Below are 22175 nucleotides of genomic sequence, written 5' to 3'. Positions count from 1 at the left end.
GCGTATGCAGAAAAAGGGGGCATCCGCGACCGCTCTCCGGCAATCCGGAACGGCCAAGATTGCGTAGAACGATCCTTGAGAGGCACCTGAACCAAGGATCGTCGAAAATCATGACCGCCGAGCTGACTGATTCGCAGACGAAGCGACTTGCCACCTTCTCCATTACCAATGACGATCTGGCCCGGCTTCGGGGCAACCGCGAATTTGCGGAGCGGCGGCTTCCCGCGCTTCTGAATGAATGGCACCGGCATTTCGACGCCTGGCCGGAGATCCAGGCGGCGCTGAAGCTTCCCGACGTTCATGCCGCCCGGCTGGACCACTGGACGCGGGCCGCGTCCGGCCGGATCGATGCCGAGTTCGCCGAATCCGCGAAACGGCTCGCGACCCTGTTCTATCGGAACGGCGTCCCCGCCTATGCGGTGTCGATCTGCCATTACGTCGTCAGTTCCAACATCGCCCGCGAGCTTGGCCTCACCGGTGGCGACGATGGTCTGGCCGCCAACCTGTTCGGTGCCGCCGCCCGCCGCACCCGCGCCGCACAGCTGGAGACATTGAACAAGATCGCGTGGTTCGACATCGAGCTGCTTCTGGAGACCTATCGCGAGGCGGAGGAGGAGAGCAAGCGCGCCACGCTCGACCGGCTCGCCGGCACATTCGAGGACAGCGTGAAAGGCATCGTGGAGGGCACGGTCGCCGCCTCCAACCAGATGCAGGCCCATGCCCAGCGCATGTCGGAAATCGCCACCAGCACCAGCCGCCGCTCCTCCGACGTGGCGTCGGAAACCGAAGTCACCTCGTCCAGCATGCAGACGGTGGCCGCGGCGACCGAACAGCTCTCCATCTCCATCGCCGACATCAGCCGCCACGTCACCGAATCGTCCCGCATCTCCTCCTCCGCCGTCGACGAGGCGGAGCGGACGAAGAGCACCGTCAGCGGGCTGGTCGAGGAAGCCAAGCGCATCGGCGACGTGGTCAAGCTGATCAGCAACATCGCCAGCCAGACCAACCTGCTGGCGCTGAACGCCACCATCGAGGCGGCCCGCGCCGGGGAGGCGGGCAAAGGCTTCGCCGTCGTCGCCAACGAGGTGAAGCACCTCGCCAACCAGACCGCCAAGGCGACGGAGGACATCTCCAGCCAGATCGCCGGCATGCAGAGCGCCGCCGGCAATGCGGCCGAGGCGATCCACGCGGTCGGCCGCACCATCACCCACATCAACGAGATCGTCACCACCGTGGCCGCCACGGTGGAGCAGCAGACCGCCGCGACCCAGGAAATCACCCGCAACGTGCAGGAGGTGGCGGTCGGCACCCGCCGGGTCACCGACTCCATCGGTCAGGTGACGCAATCCTCGTCGGAGACCGGCGGCATCGCCCGGGAGGTGCTGGCCGCCGCCGGGCTGCTGCACCGGCAGGCGGACGACCTGAACCGCGGCGTCGGCGATTTCCTGACCCGTATCCGCACCGCCCGCTGATCGGGCTCCCCGCACCCCGGTTCCGCACTCCTGTTCAACGTCGGCCGCGCATGGCTGCCGCGCCCGTTCGCCTGCTGGACGGGCAAGGCCGGCGGCAGGCAGCATGCCGGGGACGCAAATCATTCGTAAAGGTAAGAGTTCGTGGTCGGGACAAGGGACGGGTCGGAGGGGGGCTGGCCGAAGCTCCGCGCGCGGACGGTGGCGCAATGGGCGGGGCTGCTCGCCCTGTCGGCCGCGGTGACGTTGGGACTGGAGGCGGTCGGGCTGCCGGCGGCCTGGCTGATCGGGCCGATGATCGGGGCCATCGCGCTCGGGGTCGGCGGCGCGTCCATCCGGGTGCCGCCCTCGGGCTTCACCATGGCGCAGGCGATCATCGGCTGTCTGGTCGCCCATGCCGTCACCTCGTCGATCCTGTTGTCCATCGCGCGGAACTGGCCGCTGATGCTGGGAACCGTCGGGCTGACGGTGCTGGTCAGCGGCATCGTCGGCTGGCTGTTCGTCCGCTACGGCAGCCTGCCCGGCACCACTGCCGCCTGGGGGGTGTCACCGGGCGCCGCCGCCGCCATGGTCGCCATGGCCGGGGAATACGGCGCGGACGCGCGGCTGGTGGCGGTGATGCAGTATCTGCGCGTGGTTCTTGTCGTACTCAGCGCTTCGCTGGTCACGCACGCGCTGACCGCCGCCCCGGACGGCGGCGCCCTGCCGGTGGCGCCGGTGGAGGCGATGGACCTGCGGGGGCTGGCGGCGACGCTGCTGGTCGCCGGGCTGGGCGGCTGGATCGGCCAGCGGTTCCGCATCCCCTCGGGCGCGCTCCTGGTGCCGATGGTGCTGGGTGCGCTGGTCCAGGCCGGCGCCGGGGTGACCCTGCAGCTGCCGCACCTGCTTCTGACCGTCACCTACACCGTCATCGGCTGGAGCATCGGCCTGCGCTTCACCCGCGAGGTGCTGCGCCACGCGATGCGCGCCGTGCCGCAGATGCTGCTGTCGACCGGGCTGATGATCGCGCTGTGCAGCCTGTCGGCCTGGGTGCTGGTCACGCTGCTGCCGACCGACCCGCTGACCGCCTTCCTCGCCACCAGTCCGGGCGGGCTCGATTCCGTGGTGGTGATCGCGCTGGGCAGCGGGGTGGATTTGCCGCTGGTGCTGGCGCTGCAGACCTTGCGGCTGTTCGTGGTGGTGCTGTCCGGGCCGCCGCTGGCCCGGCTGATCGCCCGTTACGCCTGAGCCTTCCGGACAAAAGCGGATAGCCGGGACGGGACGTTGCGCCGACGGCGAAGCGGGGCGTATCCTTGTTGCCCCCCTCAAGCCCGATCCCGGGCCCGATATCGGAGTGCCCCGGCAATGACCGACCGTCCCCACCGTCCCGAAACCATCGCTGCCGGCGCCCTCGGCTTCGAGGACGCGGCCAGCGGCGCGGTCATTCCGCCGATCCACCCGTCCACAACCTATGTCCGCGACCCCGACAACGGCTATGGCCGCGGCCGGGTCTATGCCCGCGCCGACAACCCCACCTTCGACATTCCGTCGCGGACGATCACCGAACTGGAAAAGGGCGCCGACACCCTGCTGTTCGCCTCCGGCATGGCGGCGGCGACCGCCGTGTTCCAGGCGTTGGATCCGGGCGACCATGTGCTGGTGCCCGACGTGATGTACTGGGCCTTCCGCAACTGGGTGCATGGACCAGCCACCCGCTGGGGGCTGAAGGTCGAAGGGGTGGACACCAGCGATACCGACGCGGTGCGCTCCGCGCTCCGCCCCGGTCAGACACGGCTGGTCTGGGTCGAGACCCCGGCCAACCCGCTGTGGACCGTCACCGACATCGCCGCCGTCGCCGAACTGGCGCACGAGGCCGGGGCGTGGCTGGCGGTGGACAGCACGGTTGCCACGCCGGTGCTGACCCGGCCGATCGAACTGGGCGCCGACATCGTCATGCATTCGGCGACCAAATACCTGAACGGTCATTCGGACATCGTCGCCGGCACCCTGACCACCGCCCGCAAGGACGAGTTCTGGGGCCGCATCAAGGCGGTACAGACCCAGCAGGGCGGCATCCTCGGCAGCTTCGAGGCATGGCTTCTGCAGCGCGGCCTGCGCACCCTGTTCGCCCGCGTCCGCTGGCAGAGCGCAGCGGCGATGGCGTTGGCGGAGCGGCTGTCGGCCCATCCGCGGGTGTCGGAGGTGCTCTATCCCGGCCTGCCCGGCTTCCACGGTCACGGCATCGCCTCGCGCCAGATGACCGGCGGCTATGGCGGCATGCTGTCCATCCGGGTGAAGGGCGGCACCCAGGCCGCCATCGACGCCGCCGCCCGCGTCGGCATTTGGCGCCGCGCCACCTCGCTCGGCGGGGTCGAGAGCCTGATCGAGCATCGCGCCAGCATCGAAGGCCCGACCTCCCCGGTGCCGGGCGACCTGCTGCGCCTGTCGGTCGGCCTGGAGTCGCCCGACGATCTTTACGACGACCTGGATCAGGCGCTCTGCCAGCCACCCGGCCAGGGCTGAGCGCCGGGACATATCGACGCGGCACCGGCGGCATGCGCTTTTCCGAGTACCCCCAACGCGGATAGGGCTTGACAGTGAGAATGATTCGCGACGTTATTCGCTGAGAATAAGTCGCACTTGCTGCCATTACCGACCACCGACGTTCGAGGAGACCTCCATGTCGAAGCGCGCTGCCGGCTTCGCCGCCGTAGCCGTCGTTGCCCTGCTGCCGTTCGCCGCCCAGGCGGCCGGTCCGGCTTACAAGGACGTGGCGAAGAATTACGCCGACATCGCCCATGCCGCCTATCAGGACGCCACCAACGGCGCCAAGGCGCTGAAGAAGGCGGTGGACGCCCTGGTCGCCAACCCGACCGAGGAGACGCTGGCGAAGGCGCGCGAGGCCTGGAAGGCCGCCCGCGTTCCGTACATGCAGACGGAAGCCTTCCGCTTCGGCAATCCCGTCGTCGACGAGTGGGAAGGCAAGGTGAATGCCTGGCCGCTGGACGAGGGCCTGATCGACTATGTCGACGAGGGCTATGCCGGCGGCGAAAGCAACCCCTACGCCAAGGCGAACGTCATCGCCAACCCGAAGATCACCGCCGGCGGCAAGACCATCGACGCCACCAAGATCACCAAGGAGCTGCTGGCCGAAAAGCTGCACGAGGCCGGCAAGGTCGAGGCGAACGTCGCCACCGGCTATCACGCCATCGAATTCCTGCTGTGGGGCCAGGATCTGCACGGCACCGGTCCCGGCGCGGGCGAGCGCAAGGCCAGCGACTATGCCAAGGGCAAGGACTGCACCAACGGCCATTGCGACCGCCGCGCGCAGTACCTGAAGGTCGCCACCCAGATGCTGGTCGACGATCTGTCCGAGATGACGGCCGATTGGGCCGCCAAGGGCAAGGCCCGCGTCTCCATCGCCAAGGCGCCGGAGGGCGAGGGCGTCGCCCGCATGCTGACCGGCCTCGGCTCGCTGAGCTACGGCGAACTGGCCGGCGAACGCATGAAGCTCGGCCTGATGCTGCACGACCCGGAGGAGGAGCATGACTGCTTCTCCGACAACACCCACAACTCGCACTATTACGACGAAGTCGGCATGGTGAACGTCTACAACGGCAGCTACAAGCGCACCGACGGCAAGACCGTGTCGGGCGCCTCGCTGTCGCAGCTGGTCGCCGCCAAGTCCGCCGACGCCGACGCCGCGGTGAAGACCGCCATGGGCAACACCATGAAGGCGATGCAGGCGATCAAGGACACCGCCGACAGCGGCAAGATGGCCTACGACCAGATGATCGCCGCCGACAACGACGAGGGCAACAAGCTGGTCGCCAACGGCATCGACGGTCTGGTCGCCCAGAAGAAGGCGCTGGAAGGCGCCGTCGCCGCGCTCGGCGTCTCGGTCGAGGTCAAGGGGTCCGACAGCCTCGACGACCCGTCGAAGGTCGGCAAGTAAGCACGTCTAACCCGGCCCGGTCCCGCGCCGTCCCGCGCATGACCGAACCACCCGCGCTTCCCTTCCGGGCCGATCCGGCGAGGGACGGAGGCGGGACCGGAGCCGGCACTTTTCCCGCCTGAAGTTTTTGGACCGCCGTCATGCCGCATCGTCCCGCCGTTCCTCTCTCCCGCCGCGCCCTCTTGCGTGCCGGAGGTGCCGCCGTCGCGGCGACGGCACTTGGCGGGACCGGATTGAAAGCTACCGATGCGGGCGCGCTGCAGCCCGGCCTTGCCGCCCCGGCGCCCGTCACCTCGACCGGTGATCTGGTCGAGGTCGAACTGGTCGCCAAGCAGCGGATGCAGCGCATCCTGCCCGAACCGGCGGAGCCATCGCCGCTCATCACCTATGCCGACCACTTCCCCGGCCCGATCATCCGCATGCGCAAGGGCCAGCGGCTGCGCGCCACGCTGGTGAACGAGCTGGACGAGCACACCTCCGTCCACTGGCACGGCATCCGCCTGCCGAACCTGGAAGACGGCGTGCCCTACCTGACCCAGCCGCCGACCAGACCGGGCGAGCGCCATGTCTACGAGTTCACCCCGCCGGATGCCGGGTCCTTCTTCTTCCATCCCCATTGCAACACGGTGGAACTTCTGGGCCGCGGCCTTGCCGGCGTCCTGATCGTCGAGGAGCCGGACGCGCCCAAATTCGACGCGGACCTCGTCTGTCTGGTCAAGGACTGGCAACTGGACAAGACCGGCAAGTTCGGCACCTTCATGACCGACCGCGGCGCCTCGCGCGCCGGCACCTTCGGCAGCGTGTCCACCGTCAATGGCGCCATCGATCCGGTGATCGAAGTGCCCACCAACGGCGACATTCGTGCCCGCCTCTACAACATCGACAGCACGCGCGTGGTCGATCTGCGGGTGGAGGGGGCGGATGCCTGGATCATCGCCGTCGACGGCAATCCGCTGCCGCCCCGCCCGCTGGACGGCTGGCCGATGGGGCCGGCGATGCGCATCGACGTGCTGTTCCGGGCGCCCGCCAAGGCGGGCCAGACCCTGCGGCTGACCAACGTCTATTCGGCGGAGCCCCGGCCGCTCGCCACCTTCCGCGCCGTCGGCCCCGCCCGGCCGAACAAGCGCTTCAAGCCGCGCGCCCTGCCCGCCTCCGCCATTCCCGAACCGGACCTGAAGGACGCGCCGATCATCCCGATGGCCTTCTCCGCCACGGCGGTGGCACAGAGCTTCGCCCCGGACGTGCTGGCCGGCCTGCCCTATGCCGACGCGCTTTGCCTGTCGGCGAAGACCTTCTGGGCGATCAACCAGCAGAGCTGGCCGGAAGGCGGGCACGAGCATCTGCCGCCGCCGCTGGTCACGCTGGAAAAGGGCCGCAGCTACATCTTCGAGCTGGCCAACCTGACGCCGCACCTGCACCCGATCCACATCCACGGCTACACCTTCAAGGTGCTGTCCTCCGACGGCCGCAAGGTGGTGCCCCACCATGCCGACACGGTGCTGCTGGAGCCGAAGGAACGGCTGCGCGTGGCGATCAAGGCCGACAATCCCGGCGACTGGATGTTCCACTGCCACATCATCGAACACCAGGACACCGGCATGATGGGATACATCCGCGTTGTTTGAGATGCTTCGACGCAAAGCCGAACCCGATCCAGTGGAAACCAGTTCCCGTCATCCCCGCGAAGGCGGGGATCCAGACCTTTCCACGAGTACCGCCATGCAGACCCTGGATCCCCGCCTTCGCGGGGATGACGTTCCGCTTTGGAAACGCGCGGTCCGTTCCGCCACCCTGACCGCCCTGCTCCTCCTCGCCGCCCCCACCGCCCAGGCCGCCGACAGCCTCGACAACCGCATCGGCGAGGCGCTGTTCCGCCGCAAGTGGGTCGCCGCCCCCACCGCGACCCAGGCCGCGGACGGCCTTGGGCCGCTCTACAACGCCCGCTCCTGCGCCACCTGCCATCCGCGGGCCGGCGGCGGACGCCCGCCCGATCCGGCGGTGGCGGGCGACCAGGGCGTCGGCTATGCGATCAAGCTGAACAGCGATCCGGTCTATGGCCGGCAGATCCAGTCCAACGCCATTCTCGGACAGGTGATAGAAGGCCGCCCCCGTGTCACCTACCGCGAGGAGGAGGTCCGCTTTCCCGACGGTGAGACCGTCCGCCTGCGCCACCCGACGCCGGTCGTCGAGGATCTCGGCTATGGCCCGCTGGCCGAGGCGACGGTGATGTCCGCCCGCGTGCCGCCGCGCGTCCACGGCATGGGCCTGCTCGACCGCATCCCCGCCGAAGCCATCGAGGCCGAGGCGGCGCGGCAGGAGGCGTCCGGCGGTGCCGTCTCCGGGCGGGTGAACCATGTGACGGTGGACGGCAAGCGTCAGGTCGGCCGTTTCGGCTGGAAGGCGATGCATCCGACGCTGGAGCATCAGAATTCGGAGGCCTTCAGCCTCGACATCGGCATGTCGACGCCGGCCTATCGCGAGCCCTGGGGCGACTGCACCCCGGCGCAGACCGCCTGCCGCGAGGCGCCGCACGGCGATTCCAAGCAGTTCGAGGGGCTGGAGATTCCCAGCACGATCATCGGCCTGATCGACGGCTACCTGCGCGACCTGCCGCCCGACGGCAGCCTGGAGGCGCCGAAGGACAAGGCGGGGGCGGCGCTGTTCGCCGACACCGGCTGCGCCGCCTGCCACCGTCCCTCCTGGCGCACGGCGGAGGAGCCGGATCACCCTGCCCTTTCCAACCGCGAGATCTTCCCGCACAGCGACCTGCTTCTCCACGACCTCGGCCCGGCATTGGGGGACGAGCTGCCGATGGGCGAGGCGCGCGGGTCGGACTGGCGCACCACGCCGCTGTGGGGCCTGAACCGGCTGGCGGCCAAGGACGGGCAGCTGTCGCTCCTGCATGACGGGCGCGCCCGCAGCGTCGCCGAAGCGATCCTGTGGCACGGCGGCGAGGCGGAGGGGGCGAAGGACCGCTTCATGTCGCTGTCGGGCGAGGAGCGGAAACGGCTGGTGCGTTTCGTGCTGGGTTTGTAAAGGAAGGGCGGGGGCTTCGATCCACACCAACGGCAGAACCAACGGCAGAAGGGATTTGATCGTATGCGACGCCGCATAGTGCTTGGACTGATGTCGGCCGCCGCCGCCGTGGCGGCTCTGCTGCCGCGGACGCCGGCCTTCGCCGCCCGCCAGTCCGACAAGGATGCCGTCTTCCTGGGCGGCATGGTCCGCACCCATGCCCTGCCGCGCTTCGACGCGCTGGTTGCCGCCGCCACAGGTTACGTCGACACGCTCGACCGTTTCGCCGCCGGTCCCACCGCCGCCGGCCTGGAGGAGGCGCGCGCGGCCCACGCCAAGGTCACCGATGCCTGGGCGTCCGTGCAGCATCTGCGGCCGGGTCCGCTGACCATGAACCTGCGCGCCGACCGCATGTCCTTCTGGCCGGAGCGGCCGGGCGTGGTCCAGCGCCAGATCGGCCAGATGCTGCGCGACCATGACCCGAAGCTGCTGCAGCCGGGCGCGCTGGCCCGCCAGAGCGCAGCGGTGCAGGGGCTGACCGTGTTGGAACGGCTGCTGTTCGACGAGGGCGTCACCGCGGACAATTTCACCGGCAGCGACGCCAAGAAATACCGCGGGCAGTTGGCCCTCGCCGCCGCCCGCAACATCGCCGCCATCGCGACCGAAGCGCGCGACGGCTGGAAGGAGTTGGAGGCCCCGCTCGCCGCCGGCCAGCCGACCGTCCTCGGCCCGACCGCCTCGGAAGCGGTCAACACGCTCTACTCCGCCGCCATCACCGCCATGCAGGTGGTAATCGACCAGAAGCTGATGGCGCCGCTCGGCGCCGGCATCGAGGACGCCAAGCCGTTGGTGGTGGAGGCGCTGCGCAGCGGCCGGTCGCTCCGCAACATCGCGTTGAACCTGGAGGGGCTGCGCGCCCTGCTGATGGGAGAGCATGGCGGGCCAGGCTTCGTCTCGCTGCTGCCGGCCAACGACGACGGCGCAACCGCCAAGCAGGCGATCGACGAGAGCTTCGCCGCCGCCATCGGCGCCGTGGAGGCGATCCCCGGCCCGCTGGACAAGGCGGTGACCGACCCCGCCAACCGCAAGAAGACCGAAAGTGCGCTGCGGCTGGTCAAGGCGGCGCGGGTGGAGATGCTGGGCACGCTGGCCCCGCTGCTGGACATCACGCTGGGCTTCAACGAGCTGGACGGAGACTGACCATGGCGATCGACCGCAGGAACATCCTGGGCATGGTCGCCGGGCCGGCCTTTGCTGGGCGAACCTTGGGTGGGCGCATCGTTGGCGGGCTTCTGGCGGTGCTGACCGGCAAGGCCCATGCGGCGGACGCCGGCACGCTTTATCTCAACGCCTATGCCACCGCCGGGGCGGAGCCGAGCTTCGGCGTCGCGGCGCTGGACCGCAGCGGCAAGGTGCTGTTCACCACCGCCACGCCGGGCCGCGCCCACGCCATCATGCCGCGGCCGGGCGTGGCCGAGGCGGTCGTCTTCGCCCGCCGTCCCGGCCGCTGGTTCCAGACCCTGTCGCTGGCCGACGGCACCCCCGGCCCGGTGGTGCCGGCACCCGACGACCGCCGCTTCACCGGCCATGGCGATTATTCCGCCGATGGTCGCATCCTTTATGTCGCCGAGGACGACGTCCCGCGCGAGGAGGGCGCCATCGGCGTCTACGACGCCACCGACGGCTACCGCCGGATCGGCGTCATCCCGACCCATGGGCTTGGTCCGCACGAGCTGATCCTGATGAGCGACGGCTCGACCCTGGCCGTCGCCAACGGCGGCGTCATCACCCACCCGGACACCGGCCGGGCCAAGCTGAACCTCGACAGCATGGACAGTTCGCTGACCTATGTGGAGGCGGCGACCGGCAAGCTGCTCGACAAGGTGCGCCTGCCGGAGGAGCATGCCAACCTCGGCATCCGCCACATCGCCCTGCTGGACGACGGCGGGGTCGCCTTCGGCGTGCAGGACGAGCGCCCCATCGGCATGCTGCAGCCCCTGACCGGCGCCCACCGTCCCGGCGGCGGCGCGGTCCGCCTGTTCGACGCACCGGAGGATGTGCTGTCGCGCATGCAGGGCTACATCGGCAGCGTCGCGTCGGACGGCAGGACGGTGGCCGCCAGCTCGCCGATGGGCGGGCTCATCGGGCTGTGGAACGCGGCGGACGGTGCGTGGCTGGGCTCCACCGCTTTGGCCGACGGCTGCGGTCTGGCTCCGAACGGCGAGGGCTATCTGGCGACCAGCGGGCTGGGCGTGATCGAGCCGGTGTCGGTCAGCGCCGAAGCGGGTCCGGAGCGCAAGGCGCCGGCCTTCCGCTGGGACAACCACCTGACGCGGCGGGTGGCTTGACGCCGAGTGTCAATGAAAGGGGGTGTTCTGCCCCCTCCCCGACCCTCCCCCGCTTTGCGGGAGAGGGAGTTAAGCGCAAGGGCAGCGGAGTTCCCTCTCCCGCGAAACGCGGGGGAGGGTTAGGGAGGGGGCAATGACACCCCTCCCATTCAGTCCCTACCCCACCAGCGCCGCCGCATGGTGGCGCAAGTGATCCTCGATGAACGTGCTGATGAAGAAATAGCTGTGGTCGTAACCAGGCTGCATGCGTAGCGTCACCGGGTGCCCGACCTCCTGAGCCGCAGTGACCAGCGCCTCCGGCTTCAGTTGCGCTTCCAGGAAGCTGTCGCGGTCGCCCTGATCGATCAGGATCGGCAGCCGCTCCGGCGCGGTCCTGATCAGTGCACAGGCGTCCCACTCCAGCCAGCGGTCGCGGTCAGGCCCCAGATAGCGCCCGAAAGCCTTTTCGCCCCAGGGCACCGCCGCCGGGTTGACGATCGGGGCGAAGGCCGATACCGCCTTGTAGAAGCCGGGATGCTTCAGCGCGCAGACCAGCGCGCCATGCCCGCCCATCGAATGGCCGGCGATGGACCGGCGGTCGGTGACCGGGAAATTCGCCTCGATCAGCGCCGGCAGTTCCCGCGTCACGTAGTCGTGCATGCGGTAGTTGTGCGCCCACGGCTCCTCGGTCGCATCGACATAGAATCCGGCGCCCTGGCCGAAGTCCCACGCGCCGTCGGGATCGCCGGGCACCCCCTCCCCGCGCGGGCTGGTGTCGGGGGCGACGATGGCGAGGCCGAGTTCGGCCGCGACGCGGAAGGCGCCGGCCTTCAGGGTGAAGTTCTCGTCGGTGCAGGTCAGGCCCGACAGCCAATAGAAGACCGGAACCGTCGCGCCGGCCTCCACCTGCGGCGGCAGGAAGATCGCGAAGGTCATCTCGCAATTCACCGCCGCGGACTGGTGCCGCACCCGTTTCAGCCGGCCGCCGAAGACGCGGGCTTCCGACAGGGTGGTCAGGGGGTCGGTCATGGAAACGCCTTTTGAAAATCGATGGCGGCAAGGCTCCCTCCCCCGGTGCGGTGGCCCGGTGCGGAGAAGGGAGCCCTCGTCACCTTACTGGTTGTAGAGGATGACGGAGCGGATGCTCTTGCCCTCATGCATCAGGTCGAAGGCGTGGTTGATGTCCTCCAGACCCATGGTGTGGGTGATGAAGGTGTCCAGTTCGAACTCGCCGCGCAGGTAGCGCTCCACATATTCCGGCAGCTCCGACCGGCCCTTGACGCCGCCGAAGGCCGACCCGCGCCAGACGCGGCCGGTGACCAGCTGGAACGGACGGGTGGAGATCTCCTCGCCGGCGCCGGCGACGCCGATGATGACCGACTCGCCCCAGCCCTTGTGGCAGCATTCCAGCGCGGCGCGCATCACCTTGACGTTGCCGATGCACTCGAAGCTGTAATCGACGCCGCCGTCGGTCAGTTCGACCAGCACTTCCTGGATCGGGCGGTCGTAGTCCATCGGGTTGATGACGTCGGTGGCGCCCAGTTGCTTGGCGATCTCGAACTTCGACGGGTTGATGTCGACGCCGATGATGCGGCTGGCCTTCGCCATGGTGGCGCCGATGATGGCCGACAGGCCGATGCCGCCCAGGCCGAAGACGGCGACGGTCGAACCGGGCTCCACCTTCGCGGTGTTCATCACCGCGCCCATGCCGGTGGTGACGCCGCAGCCCAGCAGGCAGACCTTCTCCAGCGGGGCGGCCTTGTTGATCTTGGCGAGCGCGATCTCCGGCAGCACCGTGTATTCGGAGAAGGTCGAGGTGCCCATATAGTGGGCGATCTGCTTGCCCTTGAGGGAGAAGCGGCTGGTGCCGTCCGGCATCAGGCCCTTGCCCTGGGTGGCGCGGATCGCCTGGCACAGGTTGGTCTTGCCGGACAGGCAGAATTTGCACTTGCCGCATTCCGGCGTGTAGAGCGGGATGACGTGGTCGCCGACCGCCACCGACGTGACGCCGGGGCCGACCTCCACCACCACGCCGCCGCCCTCATGGCCGAGAATGCAGGGGAACACGCCTTCGGAATCCTTGCCGGACAGCGTGTAGGCGTCGGTGTGGCAGACGCCGGTGGCGACGATGCGGACCATCACCTCGCCGGCCTTGGGCGCCGCGACCTCGACTTCTTCGATCTCCAGCGGACGGTTGGCTTCCCAGGCGACGGCGGCGCGTGACAGAACCATGTGGGTTTCCTTCCCCAATGCGGATGGCTTTTTGATTCCCACAGTGTAAACGCCTCGGGTCATTGCCAGAACGGCGATTTCGGGAATAGATTTTTGCGGTACGGGGATAATGCTGCGGGTTCAGGGTGTAATTCGATGAGCGGCTGGGACGGCATCGACGAATTCGTGGCGGTGGCGGAGAGCGGCAGCTTCTCCCGCGCGGCGGAACGGCTGCGCGTTTCCTCCTCCCATGTCAGCCGCAGCGTGGCGCGGCTGGAGGACCGGCTGCAGGCCCGCCTGTTCTACCGCACCACCCGCAAGGTCAGCCTGACCGAGAGCGGCCGGGCTTTCCTCGCCCGCTGTCAGCGGCTGGCGGAACAGCGCGACGACGCCTTTCTCGCGGTCGGCGCATTGCAGGGCGGCAGCGACAGCGAGGTGAAGGGGCTGCTGCGCATGACCAGCGCCACCGCCTATGGCGAGCAGTTCATCATGCCGCTGATCAACGACCTGATGGAGCGCCACCCGCAATTGAGCGTCGAGGTGGAACTGACCAACCGCCAGCTCGATCTGGTGCAGGAAGGCTATGATCTGGCGATCCGCCTCGGACGCCTCAGCGAATCGAGTCTGGTGGCGACGCGCATCGCCCCGCGCGTCATGCATCTGTGCGCCGCCCCGAGCTATCTGGAGCGCCATGGTGCGCCAGAGAGTCTGGCGAGCCTTGCCACCCATCAATGCCTGATCGGCACCACCGACCATTGGCTGTTCGACGACAACGGTCAGGACTGGCTGTTCCGCCCGCGCGGGCGCTGGCGCTGCAACAGCGGATTCTCGGTGCTGGACGCGGCACTGCGCGGATTCGGGCTGTGCCAGTTGCCGGACTATTATGTGCGCGGGCCGGTGGCGGAGGGACGGCTGGTTTCCCTGCTGGACCGGCACCGGCCGCCCAACACGGCGGTTTGGGCGGTCTATCCGCAGAAACGGCATGTGCCGGCGAAGGTCCATGCGGCCATCCGGCACCTGAAGGACGGGCTGGCGCGGCGGCCGGAATACCGGTGAACGGCCTGGAGCCGGCCGGTCAGCTTGGTGCGGAGTTGGACAGGTCTAGCACATGGTCGGCGAGCGCGAGGGTGGACGGGCGATGGCTCGCCACCAGCACGGCGATGCCGCGGGCGCGCAGGTCGGCGAACAGGGCGGCCTGGATATCCTCGTCCAGCGCGGCGGTCGCCTCGTCGAGAACCAGAAGGTCCGGATCGCGGGCCAGCGCGCGGGCGATCAGCAGTCGCTGCATCAATCCGGCCGGGAAGGAGTCCTCGCCAACCAGCGTCTGGATGCCCATCGGCAGGGCCGCGATGTCGGCGTCGAGCCGGACCAGCCGCGCCGCCTCCCACGCACGCTCGACCGGCAGCGGCGCCATGCCCAGAATGACCGACCTGATGGTCGCCACCCCGATCTGCTCGTCCTGCAGAACGGCGCCGATGCGGCCACGGACGGCGGCGGCATCCAGGCTGCGAAGGTCGCGGCCATTGATCCGCACTATCCCCGAATCCGGCCGAAGCAGGCCGAGCGCCAGCGCGATCAGGGTCGATTTCCCGCTGCCGGACGGGCCGGCGACCGCCACCACCTGCCCCCGCGCAAGGCCGAGCGACACGCCGCGCAGGCAGGGCGCCGGCGCCCCCGGATGGGTGAAGGTGATGTCGCAGAGATCAAGGCGCTCGACCGGTCCCGGATCGGGCGCGCCAACCGGGCTGTCGGGCGCTGCCTCCAGCAGCGGGCGCAGGGCGGCGATAAGTTCACCACCTGTAAGCCGGCCGAACGCACCTGCCAAACCCAGCACGGCCCGTACCGCCGGCAACGCCGCCAAGGCTGCGGCAGCTGCGACGGGCAGGCCGCCGCCCTCCCGCATCGCCAGCCCGCCGACCAGAAGCGGCACTCCCAGCATCAGGGCCTGTGCGACCGCATCGGCGTCTGCCCTGCGTGCCGCCGCGAGGCCGACCTGAGCGGACAGCCTGCGCAAGGCCGTCATCGCTCGATCGGTCGCCCACAGGTCGGCCCCCAGCAGGCGAAGCTGCGGCAGGCTGGCAGAGGGCAGTTCGATCCTGTGCCAGGAAGCGGCCGCAGCATCCCTCCCCGCCCTCCGTGCCCGAGCAGACCGGCGCAACAGCCACGCGGGCAGCAGCCCGCCGACGATGGTCACGCATCCGCCCGCCAGCGCCGGCCAAGGTGCAGCCCATCCCATCACCGCCAGCGCCGGCCCCAACCGGACCAAGGCTTCGACCATCGCTTGACGGCGTGCGACCGCCTGCTGCATCGCGGTGATGCCGTCGCGGAGCCGGTCTTCCTGAACGGCACCGGGAACCGCCCGCAGCATGGCGGGCGCTACGGCCAGAAGCCGCTCCCACAGCAGGCCTTGCAGCCCGAGGTCGGATGCGGCGCCGGAGCGTGCCGAGGCGACCCGCCGCACCCGTTCGCACAGTCCGGCCGCCGTCGCCGCGAGCAGAATAACCCCCGCCAGGGCGGTGACCGCCGTCGCGCCGCCCGCCAAGGCGCGCTCGCCCAGCAGCAGCACCGCCACCGCCGGCAACACCGCCGCCACGCCACCGCCGGACGCCGCGAGCAGCGCCAGCATCCGGTCGGCCCGGCCATCGCTCAGCGCGGTGTTCAGCCAGCGTTCAGGCGTCAGCGGCCCGACACCTCCGGTGCGGACAGGCGCACAGGCATCGGGGGAAAGCGCCGCGGCGAGAGTGGCATCAAGCGGGCGGGACCGCCCGTTGGCCTCCTCCAGACGATAGCCGCCACGCCGGTCGGGGAGCAGCAGCACCGGTTCGCCGTCGGACTTCCGGAAGGCCAGAAGCGGCCCTTGGTCGCGCTGCCACCAGGGCGTCGTTCCCCGGCTGCCCGGCGGCAAGCGCACCCGGCGCAGGCGCATTCCAAAGGCCGGGGCCGCCGCACGCAAGTCCGCTTCCCGTCCGCCGTCGCGGGTCCCGTCACGGATCAGGGTGCGCAGTCCGTCCACGATGTCGCGGGCCTTACCGGTCACGACGTCGTCTCCGCACCGGCCGCCGACGGGTCGAGTTGAAGGCGGTGTTCACAGCCCTCCAGCGTCGCCGGGCGCCGGCTGATCACCAGGACGATGCGGTCGGGTCGCCGCAGCCCGTCGAGAATCCGACGCGCCAAATCCGGCTCCAGCGCATCCAGAGCATCGTCGATCACCAGCAGGACCGGATCGCGCAGAAGCACCCGCGCCAAGGCCAACCGGCGTCGCTGTCCGCCGCTGAGTTCCGGGCCGCCTTCGGACAGTTCCAGGAAAAGGCCGCCGCGCGGGTCCAGATCGCTCCACAGCCGGACCTGCTCCAGCGCCGTGACCAGCGCCGCATCGCTTGCGGAAAGATCGCCGACCCGCAGATTCTCGGCGACCGTGCCGGCGATCACCGGACTGGAGCGGTCGACCAGGGCCACCGCGCCGGGACATTGGCGGGCAATCGTTGCCACCGGCCGGCCATCCAGCAGAATGCCTCCGGACGACGGTTCCAGCAGCCCGCAGGCGAGCTTGGCCAGCACCGACTTTCCGGAACCGGAGGGACCGCAAACTCCCATCCGTTCCCCTGGTTCGAGGCGCAAATCGACTCCGGACAGCACCGGCGGCGCCTGTGGTGATGGTTGAAACCCGACGGACTGGACGTACAGGCGGGCGGCGGGACGCTCCGCCACAGGGTGAAGCTCCGCCTCGGCTGCCGCCGCCTCCAGATCGTCCAGGCGATGCAGGGCGGCTTTCAAATCCTGCAATGCCGGCATGACGCGGTCCAGACGCAGGACCTGCCGATGTGCCGCCAACGTCAGCATGGCAAGCGTCACCACCCCGCCGACGCCTACCCGGTTGGCGGCCAGACCCGCCACCAACACTGCTGCAAGACCAGCCCCGGCGATACCGGTGAGCAACCCCATGAGCCGCGCATGCCGGACCACCGACTTCTGCCCCCAGATGGTCTGCACGGCATGGCGGCCGGCAAGCTGGGCCAGCACCTCGCCATCGCGCCCACCCATCCTGTGGGTGTGGAGCGTCGTGATGGTTCCGCCGTCCGGAACCAGCGGTGCCGGCGCATCCCGGCGTGCCGCCATGGCACCGCGCCGGAGATGAACCCTGCCAAGCGCGGCCAGGGCGGCGATGACGGTCAGCAGCAGCACCGCCCCGGTCCACCCGTCGATCCACAGAGCGGCTCCGACCGGCAGGACCAGCAGCGAAAGTTCCACCAGCCGCATGATGGCGCCGATGTGCCGTCGCAGCGCGCCGCCCGCCAGCGGCACCTCCAGCACCTGTGCCGTATCCCGGCGGGCGAACCAGACGGCAGGCATCCGCCGCAGCCGGCCGAACACGCCGGCGGCGGTGTCGTCGGCCAGCCTCATGCCCAGAAGCGCGGTCAGCCGGCCCCAGCCCCAGCCGGCGGCGACCGCAGCGGCACAGGCGCCCGTCAGCGGGACCAAGCCGGCGGCGCCTTCGGCCCAACGTCCGGCCGCGAGTGCCGCACCCACACCGGCGGCGCGGCCAAGCGCGGCGGACAGCAGAATCGCGGCCACGACGCCAGCTTGCGGCAGAAGCCGCGTCGCCAGCGCCCGCACCGGTGTCGGCGGGCGCCAAGCTCCCCGCGGTCGGTATACGCCGGACTCCGGCGGCTGGATGGTGATGGCGATGCCGGTGAAGGAGTCGTCGACCTCGTCCCAGCCCATGACATGCGGCCCGCCGCCCGGATCGTTGACCAGAAGCCCGTCGCGGGTCTCGGCCTCCACCACGACGAAATGGATGAAGCGGCTGTGGGCGATCAGCGGAAAGCCGAGGGAGGACAGACGGTCCGGTTCGGTGCGGAAGGCACGGGCGACCATGCCGTGGTCGCGGGCGATGCGGATCAGGGCGCGGGCATTGACGCCGAGCCGGGTCGACCCCGCCTCGGCCCGCAACTTTTCCAGGGGAACCGGACAGCCGTGATGGGCCAGCATGATGCCGAGCGCCGCCAGACCGCACTCGGCGATCTCGCCCTGGCGCAATTCGGGCGTCGCCGTCCGCCTTCGGCCTTGGCCTTGACCTCGGCGGGCAAAATTGGATGGTGGGGAGTTGCTCATTCTTGCTGCAGGTCGCGTCCGCGGGGATCACCTCCGCGAGACGCAACGCCTGCCGGTTCGGAAGACCTCAGCGGCCGAATCCGGAACCCTTCTTCACCTCCTTTTGGCCGAATCCGACGGGCGGGAAGCCACCGGCAACCATGTCGAGTTCCTCGTCGCTCAGTTCCGGCTGGCTGTCGTCGGCCGGAACGGCAAGCAGTTCTCCTTCGGTCTCGACCAGCCGCATCGGCATCGGCAGGTCGACATCGTAATGGCGCTTCACGGCCGCGTTCAGGTCGGCCAGAGCCTCCTCACGGAAGGCTTCGTCGGTCTTCAGGCGCTCCGCCGCCGCGGCGATGGCATCGGCGCCGTACATCTGCTCGAAGTCAATGCTGCTCATTTCGGAAACACTCCTGTTGGCGATTGGGTGAAGGGCTGAAGGAAGCGCTGCGGCCGGCGATCACGGCGAACCGGCCGCGGGTTCGCGGATCATCTCGAAGGTCTCGTCGACCCGCAGCGAGATCGGGGCGAAGCGGCGGCGGACCAGCGACATCATACGGGGGAACATGGTGCCGAACATGGCGATGGAGTTGGGACCGAAGGCGGCCACCTGCCGGGCATAGGCGTGCCAATAGGCCCCGACCAGCATTCCCGTGTGCCAGAGCGACCGCGCCAGATAGGCGCTGCGGTAATCGATCGCCGGCCGGTCGCGATAGCCGTCGAGCGGCACGCTTTCCGCCCGCTCCGCCAGCACCCAGCCGACCAGCATACCCCGCCGCCGCACCGCGATGGAGCAGGCGGGCTCGATCCGCTCGGCCCGGACATCGGGATGCATCAGAGGCAGATGTTCGGGTTCCGCGGCCAGATCGGCGATGGCGGCGCGGTCGTCGGCGTCCGGTGTCCGCCAGGGATCGAAGCTGAAACCGTCGGGATCGCGCAGCCGGCCGGTCAACGATGGCCAGCGGCCGACCGCCTCCACCATCGGTGCGGCCTCGCCGATCGCTCGGACATGGGTCAGGCGCGGCGCAGTCCAGCCGGCCGCCGACAGGGTGGCGGCCAGCGCCGCGCGTTCCGGCAGCTTGTCCGAAAAGGCGGTGACCAGACCGGTGGCGCCCGCGGCGGCGGCGGCCCTCCCCCACCCTTCGGCAAGGGTTCGCCCGATGCCGCGGTTGCGCAGGCTGCGCGCGACCGTCAGCGACAGCAGCCGTGCCCCGTCATCCTGTATCTGCCCAAGCGCCAGTCCGGCCGGCAGACCGCCGACCGTGGCGCCCACGGCCACCCAGGGCGGCTCCAGTTGATTCAGCACCGGAGCCAGCCGGGGAAAACCAAGAGTGGAGAATGCTGCGGCATTGCCGGACAACGGCGCGACGCGAAGGCCGGCAATGCCGCCAGTCGGCGCCGTGACATCGTTCATCCCAACCCGGTCCTTCACGCCAGCGATCCCGATCATGCACACTCTGGAAGAGATGGAAACCCTGCGAAGTCCGCTGGACAATCCGGATGCTCTCTAACCATTATGCGTGCGAAACAAAGGGGTGCAAGCAATAAGCGGTGTCAGGACTGACATGGAACTGTTTCGGCGCAACAATAAAATTGCTTGGCTTTCAACGCCGGCGCGCATGTCGAATCCCGCAGGACAAGGGATTCTGTGATGCGGACTGCAGCCGGACCGCAGGGTGCCGAACGCCTTTTCCGCCGCAAGGCGCTGGAGCGGCTTACGACAACCGAAGATTTCGACCAGCCGCCGACCCTGGTCAGCCCGCGCGGGCTGCGGCTGCAATTGACGTTTGCCGTCCTATGCATCGTGGCGGCGGTCATGGTCCTGGCCGCCGTCGCCTGATTTCCGGTCAGCCGCCCGATCAGCCATGATGGCGCAGATAGGCGTTCGGATCGCATTCCTTCCCCAGCGCCATGGCGCGGGCACGGTGGATGTGCTGCATCAGCACGTCGCGGAACTCCTGTGCGGTCAGGTCGCTCCACTCCGGCGTCTCGCTGGCGAAGGTCATCTGCGCGGCGGTCGCTTCGAACAGGCGCAGCCACTCGTCCGCCTTGCCGGCCGGGTCGTCGTCCTTGCGGAACATCTCCGCCATCATCTTGGTCATCAGCGTGCCAAGCGCCAGCAGGTTCACATGCAGCAGCATGTTGCCCAGCATCACATCGGGCTTCTCGTCGAGCATGGATCGGTCACTCCGGGCGATGTCGTGACGGTTCACACGGACGGCACGGCGAAAGCTGGCGCGGAATCTCGAGCAAAAAGAACCTTCGGCAAAAAAAGGCCCCTCCCCGCGGGTGCGGAAAGGGGCCAGGGTCGGGAGGACGCCCGAGAGGAAAGGGGGAGTAAAGGTCAGGCGTGCACCCCGGCTCCCTGAACCGCCGCCTTCGGTGCAGCGGCAGCGGCGGCGACCGGCTTCTTCAGGAGGCGCAACGCCAGCGCGGTCACCACGGTGCCGACCACCAGGGCCACCACATAGCCCAGCAGATGCGTCACCGCGTTCGGGATCGGCAGGACGAAGATGCCGCCATGGGGCACCTTCAACTCAGCCCCCACCGCCATCGAAATGGCGCCGGTCAGCGCGCCGCCGATCATCAGCGCCGGAATGACGCGCAACGGATCGCGGGCGGCGAAGGGAATGGCGCCTTCGGTGATGAAGGCGATGCCCAGGACGGCGGCGGCGTTGCCGGCCTCGCGCTCCTCATGGGTGAAGCGGTCGGCGAACAGCTTGGTCGCGAGCGCCAGACCCAGCGGCGGCACCATGCCGGCGGCCATGGCGGCGGCCATCGGGGTGTAGACCTGCGAGGCGATCAGGCCGGTGGAGAAGGCGTAGGCCGCCTTGTTGACCGGACCGCCCATGTCGAAAGCCATCATCGCCCCGATCAGCAGGCCGAGCAGGATGGCGCTGCTGCCCTGCATGCCCTTCAGCCAGGCGCTCATCCACGCCAGCGCTTCCGCCACGGGCGTGCCGACGACGTAGATCATCAGCAGGCCGGTCAGCAGCGATCCCAGCAGCGGCAGGATCAGCACCGGCTTAAGCCCTTCCAGGTTGCGGTGCAGCTTGATGTGCCGGTTGAGGAAGGCGGTGCCATAGCCGGCGATGAAGCCGGCGACGATGCCGCCGAGGAAGCCGGCGCCGATGCTGCCGGCCAGCATGCCGCCCACCATGCCGGGGGCGATGCCGGGGCGGTCGGCGATGGAATAGGCGATGTAGCCGGCAAGCGCCGGCACCATCAGTGCGAAGGCTCCCTTGGCGCCGATCTGGAACAGGGCGTAGCCCAGCGTCCCCGCGTTGGATTCCTCATAGACGTAGATGCCGCCCAGCGCGAAGGCGAGCGCGATCAGCAGGCCGCCCGTCACCACGAAGGGCAGCATGAAGGACACGCCGGTCATCAGATGCTTGTAGGGGCCGGTGCGCTGGGCCGACCGTTCGGCCTTGCCGGCGGCGACGGCGTCGGCAAGCGGGACTGCCGAGCCGTGCGTCTTCGCCTCGGCCAGGGCGCGGTTGACCAGGGCCTTGCCGTCATTGATGGCGGGCTTGGTGCCGCTCAGGAACACGCGCTTGCCGGCGAAGCGCGACAGGTCGATCTGGGTGTCGGCGGCGATCAGGACGACGTCCGCCTCGCGGATTTCGTCCTCGGTCAGCGTGTCGCGCGCACCGACCGAGCCCTGCGTCTCCACCCGGACCTTGTGGCCCAGCGCGGTCGCCGCCTGCTGGATGCCTTCGGCCGCCATGAAGGTGTGGGCGATGCCCGTCGGGCAGGACGTGATGGCGACGATGCGGCGCGGCGCAGATGCCGCCGCAGGAGAGGCAGAGGGAGAAACGGAACCGAGCACGCTCGCCAGCACGGCGCCGGGATTTCGCAGCACCTCGTCCAGCGAAGCGGAAGCGCGTTTGACCGAGCCGAAGCGGCCCTCATCCAGGTCGCCGCTGCCGACCAGGACCACGCCGTCCGCCGCCGCCGGTGCCGCCGGATCGAGCGGGGACTGGATGCCGAGGCTGGTGCGGATTTCCACCTGGATGCGGTGGCCGGCCGACGATGCCGCCTTGCGCAAGGCTTCGGCGGCCAGTACGGCCTGGGTGGTAAGGTCTCCCGCCGCGATCACGGCCAACAGGTTCGCCATTGTTTCCTCCT

General features: G+C 69.4%; 18 protein-coding genes. 10 read left to right on the top strand and 8 right to left on the bottom strand.

Annotated features, from left to right (window positions below; all coding sequences use genetic code 11):
* The first annotated feature begins 110 nt into the window (after window positions 1–110).
* The 8 genes from FZ029_RS13795 to FZ029_RS13760 all read left to right on the top strand — a co-directional run bounded on the left by FZ029_RS13795 (window position 111) and on the right by FZ029_RS13760 (window position 10766).
* Complete coding sequence (locus tag FZ029_RS13795; RefSeq protein WP_149200997.1) at window positions 111–1472, top strand: globin-coupled sensor protein; 1362 nt, start codon at window positions 111–113, stop codon at window positions 1470–1472.
* Between the two features lie 141 nt (window positions 1473–1613).
* On the top strand, window positions 1614–2696 hold the full coding sequence (locus FZ029_RS13790; RefSeq protein ID WP_211104152.1) for an AbrB family transcriptional regulator: 1083 nt from the start codon (window positions 1614–1616) through the stop codon (window positions 2694–2696).
* 117 nt (window positions 2697–2813) lie between these two features.
* Window positions 2814–3971, top strand: a complete 1158-nt coding sequence (locus FZ029_RS13785) for an aminotransferase class I/II-fold pyridoxal phosphate-dependent enzyme (RefSeq protein ID WP_149269740.1) — start codon at window positions 2814–2816, stop codon at window positions 3969–3971.
* A gap of 157 nt (window positions 3972–4128) precedes the next feature.
* Window positions 4129–5403, top strand: a complete 1275-nt coding sequence (locus FZ029_RS13780; RefSeq protein WP_149269739.1) for an imelysin family protein — start codon at window positions 4129–4131, stop codon at window positions 5401–5403.
* Window positions 5404–5543: 140 nt separating this feature from the next.
* Complete coding sequence (locus FZ029_RS13775; RefSeq protein ID WP_149269738.1) at window positions 5544–7028, top strand: multicopper oxidase family protein; 1485 nt, start codon at window positions 5544–5546, stop codon at window positions 7026–7028.
* Window positions 7029–7122: 94 nt separating this feature from the next.
* Window positions 7123–8439 carry a di-heme oxidoredictase family protein gene (locus FZ029_RS13770; RefSeq protein WP_149269737.1) on the top strand — a complete coding sequence of 439 codons (1317 nt, stop codon included), beginning with the start codon at window positions 7123–7125 and terminating at the stop codon, window positions 8437–8439.
* Between the two features lie 63 nt (window positions 8440–8502).
* Entirely contained in the window at window positions 8503–9618 is a 1116-nt protein-coding gene (locus FZ029_RS13765) for an imelysin family protein (protein WP_149269736.1), read from the top strand.
* A 2-nt stretch (window positions 9619–9620) separates the two neighbouring features.
* The gene (locus FZ029_RS13760) at window positions 9621–10766 is read left to right on the top strand and encodes a DUF1513 domain-containing protein (RefSeq protein WP_149269735.1); all 1146 of its coding nucleotides are present in this window, start codon (window positions 9621–9623) and stop codon (window positions 10764–10766) included.
* Window positions 10767–10922: 156 nt separating this feature from the next.
* Here FZ029_RS13760 and fghA read toward each other — a convergent pair whose 3' ends face one another.
* Both fghA and FZ029_RS13750 read right to left on the bottom strand, forming a co-directional pair.
* Window positions 10923–11774 carry an S-formylglutathione hydrolase gene (gene fghA / locus FZ029_RS13755; protein WP_149269734.1) on the bottom strand — a complete coding sequence of 284 codons (852 nt, stop codon included), beginning with the start codon at window positions 11772–11774 and terminating at the stop codon, window positions 10923–10925.
* A gap of 84 nt (window positions 11775–11858) precedes the next feature.
* Window positions 11859–12977: an S-(hydroxymethyl)glutathione dehydrogenase/class III alcohol dehydrogenase gene (locus FZ029_RS13750; RefSeq protein WP_085086643.1), complete on the bottom strand. Its 1119-nt coding sequence runs from the start codon at window positions 12975–12977 to the stop codon at window positions 11859–11861.
* A 135-nt stretch (window positions 12978–13112) separates the two neighbouring features.
* Between FZ029_RS13750 and FZ029_RS13745 the strand changes: the two genes are divergently transcribed.
* Complete coding sequence (locus FZ029_RS13745) at window positions 13113–14012, top strand: LysR family transcriptional regulator (protein ID WP_149269733.1); 900 nt, start codon at window positions 13113–13115, stop codon at window positions 14010–14012.
* A 19-nt stretch (window positions 14013–14031) separates the two neighbouring features.
* On the opposite strand, the gene FZ029_RS13740 is transcribed toward FZ029_RS13745, so the two are convergent.
* The 4 genes from FZ029_RS13740 to FZ029_RS13725 form a co-directional block, all read right to left on the bottom strand.
* On the bottom strand, window positions 14032–15993 hold the full coding sequence (locus tag FZ029_RS13740; RefSeq protein ID WP_149269732.1) for an ATP-binding cassette domain-containing protein: 1962 nt from the start codon (window positions 15991–15993) through the stop codon (window positions 14032–14034).
* A complete protein-coding gene (locus FZ029_RS33940) occupies window positions 15990–17993 on the bottom strand; it encodes a cysteine peptidase family C39 domain-containing protein (RefSeq protein WP_188051932.1) in 2004 nt (667 codons plus the stop codon). The genes FZ029_RS13740 and FZ029_RS33940 overlap by 4 nt, the downstream gene beginning before the upstream one ends.
* Window positions 17994–18135: 142 nt before the next feature.
* Window positions 18136–18447 carry a hypothetical protein gene (locus tag FZ029_RS13730; RefSeq protein WP_149269730.1) on the bottom strand — a complete coding sequence of 104 codons (312 nt, stop codon included), beginning with the start codon at window positions 18445–18447 and terminating at the stop codon, window positions 18136–18138.
* 60 nt (window positions 18448–18507) lie between these two features.
* Window positions 18508–19461, bottom strand: coding sequence for a hypothetical protein (locus FZ029_RS13725; protein WP_149269729.1), 954 nt, complete (start codon window positions 19459–19461; stop codon window positions 18508–18510).
* A gap of 237 nt (window positions 19462–19698) precedes the next feature.
* Here FZ029_RS13725 and FZ029_RS13720 point away from each other — a divergent pair, with 237 nt between their 5' ends.
* A complete protein-coding gene (locus FZ029_RS13720) occupies window positions 19699–19887 on the top strand; it encodes a hypothetical protein (protein WP_149269728.1) in 189 nt (62 codons plus the stop codon).
* A gap of 19 nt (window positions 19888–19906) precedes the next feature.
* On the opposite strand, the gene FZ029_RS13715 is transcribed toward FZ029_RS13720, so the two are convergent.
* Both FZ029_RS13715 and FZ029_RS13710 read right to left on the bottom strand, forming a co-directional pair.
* On the bottom strand, window positions 19907–20224 hold the full coding sequence (locus FZ029_RS13715; RefSeq protein WP_149269727.1) for a hypothetical protein: 318 nt from the start codon (window positions 20222–20224) through the stop codon (window positions 19907–19909).
* 167 nt (window positions 20225–20391) lie between these two features.
* Window positions 20392–22164, bottom strand: coding sequence for a fructose-specific PTS transporter subunit EIIC (locus FZ029_RS13710; RefSeq protein ID WP_149269726.1), 1773 nt, complete (start codon window positions 22162–22164; stop codon window positions 20392–20394).
* Between the last annotated feature and the right edge of the window lie 11 nt (window positions 22165–22175).

Source organism: Azospirillum sp. Sh1 (assembly GCF_008365135.1).
Lineage (GTDB): Bacteria > Pseudomonadota > Alphaproteobacteria > Azospirillales > Azospirillaceae > Azospirillum > Azospirillum oryzae.
The sequence above is the reverse complement of the archived record's forward strand: the minus strand, read 5'-3'. Positions and strand labels throughout refer to the sequence as shown.

Coding starts and splice junctions, on each gene's coding strand:
- FZ029_RS13795 (WP_149200997.1), top strand. CDS start 111: ATGACCGCCGAGCTGACTGATTCGCAGACGAAGCGACTTGCCACCTTC.
- FZ029_RS13785 (WP_149269740.1), top strand. CDS start 2,814: ATGACCGACCGTCCCCACCGTCCCGAAACCATCGCTGCCGGCGCCCTC.
- FZ029_RS13780 (WP_149269739.1), top strand. CDS start 4,129: ATGTCGAAGCGCGCTGCCGGCTTCGCCGCCGTAGCCGTCGTTGCCCTG.
- FZ029_RS13775 (WP_149269738.1), top strand. CDS start 5,544: ATGCCGCATCGTCCCGCCGTTCCTCTCTCCCGCCGCGCCCTCTTGCGT.
- FZ029_RS13770 (WP_149269737.1), top strand. CDS start 7,123: ATGCAGACCCTGGATCCCCGCCTTCGCGGGGATGACGTTCCGCTTTGG.
- FZ029_RS13765 (WP_149269736.1), top strand. CDS start 8,503: ATGCGACGCCGCATAGTGCTTGGACTGATGTCGGCCGCCGCCGCCGTG.
- FZ029_RS13760 (WP_149269735.1), top strand. CDS start 9,621: ATGGCGATCGACCGCAGGAACATCCTGGGCATGGTCGCCGGGCCGGCC.
- fghA (WP_149269734.1), bottom strand. CDS start 11,774: ATGACCGACCCCCTGACCACCCTGTCGGAAGCCCGCGTCTTCGGCGGC.
- FZ029_RS13750 (WP_085086643.1), bottom strand. CDS start 12,977: ATGGTTCTGTCACGCGCCGCCGTCGCCTGGGAAGCCAACCGTCCGCTG.
- FZ029_RS13745 (WP_149269733.1), top strand. CDS start 13,113: ATGAGCGGCTGGGACGGCATCGACGAATTCGTGGCGGTGGCGGAGAGC.
- FZ029_RS13730 (WP_149269730.1), bottom strand. CDS start 18,447: ATGAGCAGCATTGACTTCGAGCAGATGTACGGCGCCGATGCCATCGCC.
- FZ029_RS13725 (WP_149269729.1), bottom strand. CDS start 19,461: ATGAACGATGTCACGGCGCCGACTGGCGGCATTGCCGGCCTTCGCGTC.
- FZ029_RS13720 (WP_149269728.1), top strand. CDS start 19,699: ATGCGGACTGCAGCCGGACCGCAGGGTGCCGAACGCCTTTTCCGCCGC.
- FZ029_RS13715 (WP_149269727.1), bottom strand. CDS start 20,224: ATGCTCGACGAGAAGCCCGATGTGATGCTGGGCAACATGCTGCTGCAT.
- FZ029_RS13710 (WP_149269726.1), bottom strand. CDS start 22,164: ATGGCGAACCTGTTGGCCGTGATCGCGGCGGGAGACCTTACCACCCAG.